Source organism: Actinomycetes bacterium (assembly GCA_036510875.1).
GTDB lineage: Bacteria > Actinomycetota > Actinomycetes > Prado026 > Prado026 > DATCDE01.
Window position 1 is genome coordinate 1 of sequence record DATCDE010000115.1, and the last position, 3,164, is coordinate 3,164.

The following is a 3,164-nucleotide window of genomic DNA, read 5'->3' on the forward strand; positions in this document are numbered from 1 at the left end:
ACGACTCGCTACCCGCGACCACCCGCACTCTCTTCGCCTGCCGGTTACCCTTCACCCACGGAGTGCCTTCCTCGTCCGGTCTTCTGAAGCCCTCGACAAGCGACAGAATCCCTCACGAGACAGGCACTTCCGTGTTTCTACACCCCGTGTCGCAGCACAAGATCACGGAAGATCGAGGCTAGTGATGGCGAGGTTGCGTGGTGTCCACTGCGTTCCCTTCGCGCCAGCCCATCGCGGTCGGCGTGGTGTTGCTGGGCTTGCTGCAGGTCCGGAACTCCAAGGTGCCACGGGCAGGGACTTGGTCCGGATCCCCGCACAGAGTGCCGCGCCGAGCCCGGCAGCGAGTGGGCGGCCCACGCCTGGCGGCATCCCGGGTGGAGGAGCGCGAGGCAGCGGGGTGCCCAATCGCGGGTCGGTGGATCGAGCGAGCCTCAACGCGTGACATCTTCCGTTCATCTTCGACGAGGACATTGGGGTGCATGGTCAGTGTCTTGGTTGCATTTGCCACCAGGCATGGGTCGACGCGTGAGGTGGCTGATGCCATCGCGGATGTCCTGAGGGCCGACGCGGCCACCGTCGATGTCAGGGCGGCGTGGTCGGTGCGGGCATCGATCGCCGGGCGGGATCTGATCATCTTGGGGGCACCCCTCTACTCGGGACGATGGCTCCCCGCGGCGCACCGGTTTCTCAAGCGGCACCGCAAGGACCTTCAGCAGGTCCCCATCGCGGTGTTCGCGTTGGGGCCCCGCGAGCGAACCGACAAGGCCTGGAGCCGTTCGCGATCCCAACTCGAGCAGGCTCTGGCCAAACACCAGTGGCTGAACCCGGCCGCGACCGCCCTGTTCGGTGGGGCCGACGAACTGGGGAGGTCCACGGCGCCGGCTCGAGACCTGCGCGATTGGACAGCCATCCGGGCCTGGGCCGCCGAGGTCTCCCAGCACGCTCAGCTGGCCGAGTGGAACGCCGGCGGTCAGTAGCATCCCTATTCAGGGCCCGGAGTAGGCCTATGCCGGGTCGGTGACTATGCCGGGTTGAACTGGCGTCGGGTGGGTTCGTGCTGGTCAGCGGTCCGCCGGTGGAAGGTGACTCGGGATAGTTGCGCTTGTTGATCACGCTCGTCTCCGGGCGGTTCATACCTGCATGCCGACCTCACGATCAAGGGAGCTGCCCTCGCCCTGACCGCTTCACTCTCCGCCGTGCGGGAGCGCTACCAGTTCACCGACTCCCTGCTCGCCTTCCTCGAGAGCCTGTGACTATGCCGACCCCCGGCCGGTCAAGTGACCGCCGGACAACGACATCCGACCAAGGCCCGGCATAGACACCGACCCGGCATGGGCGCCGGCTGCGCTCGTTGATCTCGATCGACCTGAAACCGAGCGGTAATGCCAGATCCGGAGTGACGGTTCCGATCGGTTGGCGGCAGCTGCTACCCCGAGGAACCATCCAGGATTGGGCCTATGGAGGATGGACAACGGGTACTCGCCGTCGTGGAGGTCATGCAAGCATGCCTCGGGTGAGTCAGAGGACCGGGACGGCGATTCGGTGCGCGGCCAGGCTGGACAGTATCGACTCATTGACCATTGCGCGGTTGCCGAAGGAGGCGAGCGGGCGCTTGCCATCGCGCGGGCAGGTGGCAGTCCAGGGAGCGGTCAACAGCCATGAGTTTCAGACGGTCCTGGAGCCAGACGGCTTAAAGGGCCACTGGATGAAAGTGACACAAGAGCTACAACACGCCGCTGACATACGCGCCGGCGACGTCGTCAACCTCGCCATCGAGGCAACACGAGACTGGCCGGAGCCGGACGTGCCATGAGACATGGCAGCAGCTCTGGCGGCCGCGCCTCAGAAGATCCGAGACATGTGGCGAGACATCACGCCGATGGCGCGTTGGGAGTGGGTGCGCTGGGTCAACGCGACCGCAAATCCCGTAACGCGCGAGCGGCGAGTCGAAGTGACCATCTCCAAGATGGAAAGCGGCAAGCGGCGGCCGTGCTGCTTCGACCTCTCCGCATGCACGGACCCAGCAGTGTCCAAGAACGGCAAGCTTCGCGGCGCCACGTAATCCACAGGTCAGTTGGCCGGACGTGCGGCCGCTGACCTTCCCGTACGAGCCGATCCTCGCCACGCGAGTGTCAAGGTGAGCTGGTCTCGAGCGACTCGAGGTCACGGATGGCATATCGGTTGTGCTCCCACTCCTCGTTAAGGATCACGTAAAGGCACGCGAGAACCGTGTGTGGGTCGTTCGGGTGACCTGGCGTTGCCGGGGGGATGCAGACTCGTTCGAGCTCCTCGGGCGTCACGGCGGCGATGGTCTGCTTCACCTCATCCATCCGCTCACGACGCACTCCGAGGGCCTCGTCGACAGATGGGTTCGCGGCGGGATCGATGCCCCAGCTGGCGGGATCGCTCAGCCACGAGCCGGCCAGCCCCCACGGATGGTACGGGCGGTCGATACCCTTGATCATGCGCCGCAACCAACAGTCGGTGGCAAGGACCAGGTGGCGCAGCGTCTCGACGAAGCTCCACTCGTCGTCGACCCGCTCGACGAGGGACAGCTGAGGCAATGCTCGGGCGCGAGCGAGCGTCGCCTGCCAAGTGTCTTCGATCATGGCCCACGCCTCCGCCAAGCCGTCCGGGTCGCTGGCCCGCAACTTCGCCCGCTCCGGGAACAGCCGCTCCAACTCCGCCGTCACCAAGGGAGCCACCTCGACGCCGTTCAACCGGAGCCCCTCAAGGTCTCCCGAGATGTCGGCGCCGTAGAACCAGGCGTCCGTAATCTTGGCGCGCTCGAAGTTCGGCGCGTGTAAGCGGGCGCCAGAGAAATCGGCGTCTTCGATCCGGGCGCCCGACAACGACGGGCCCTTGTCATACCCCACGTGTGACCTCCAGCAACTCGCTTCGTATGGCAACCGCAATCACACCGCCGCGAGGCAATCCTTGCCGCTCATCGCGTCCCGGCACACCGGAGTAAGTGCACTTCGGCTCCCCGAACGACCACCGTTTGCGAATCCGATCGGTAGTGCCATTCCTGAACGGGGCGGGGTAGTCAAGCCTTCTTTCTGAGCGTTGTTCGGGCGGTGTCGGCGGTTCTTGGGCAGCGTCGGGCGCGGGGCGGGGTCAACACGCAGCGCCCGCAGCGCGAAGCGCGAGGACGAACGGTGTTG

4 protein-coding genes are annotated in these 3,164 nt (G+C 65.7%); 3 read left to right on the forward strand and 1 reads right to left on the reverse strand.

Annotated elements, in window-relative coordinates; genetic code table 11:
- The first annotated feature begins 479 nt into the window (after positions 1–479).
- The 3 genes from VIM19_06900 (at position 480) to VIM19_06910 (ending at position 2,062) form a co-directional block, all read left to right on the forward strand.
- Entirely contained in the window at positions 480–977 is a 498-nt protein-coding gene (locus tag VIM19_06900; protein ID HEY5184624.1) for a flavodoxin domain-containing protein, read from the forward strand.
- A gap of 527 nt (positions 978–1,504) precedes the next feature.
- Positions 1,505–1,813, forward strand: a complete 309-nt coding sequence (locus VIM19_06905) for a DUF1905 domain-containing protein (GenBank protein HEY5184625.1) — start codon at positions 1,505–1,507, stop codon at positions 1,811–1,813.
- A 3-nt stretch (positions 1,814–1,816) separates the two neighbouring features.
- Positions 1,817–2,062 carry a YdeI/OmpD-associated family protein gene (locus tag VIM19_06910; GenBank protein ID HEY5184626.1) on the forward strand — a complete coding sequence of 82 codons (246 nt, stop codon included), beginning with the start codon at positions 1,817–1,819 and terminating at the stop codon, positions 2,060–2,062.
- A 70-nt stretch (positions 2,063–2,132) separates the two neighbouring features.
- On the opposite strand, the gene VIM19_06915 is transcribed toward VIM19_06910, so the two are convergent.
- On the reverse strand, positions 2,133–2,876 hold the full coding sequence (locus VIM19_06915) for a DinB family protein (protein HEY5184627.1): 744 nt from the start codon (positions 2,874–2,876) through the stop codon (positions 2,133–2,135).
- Positions 2,877–3,164: the final 288 nt, after the last annotated feature.

Bases quoted from the DNA above. Each gene is read 5' to 3' on its own strand.
- VIM19_06905 (HEY5184625.1), top strand. From the start codon at position 1,505: ATGCCTCGGGTGAGTCAGAGGACCGGGACGGCGATTCGGTGCGCGGCC.
- VIM19_06910 (HEY5184626.1), top strand. From the start codon at position 1,817: ATGGCAGCAGCTCTGGCGGCCGCGCCTCAGAAGATCCGAGACATGTGG.
- VIM19_06900 (HEY5184624.1), top strand. From the start codon at position 480: ATGGTCAGTGTCTTGGTTGCATTTGCCACCAGGCATGGGTCGACGCGT.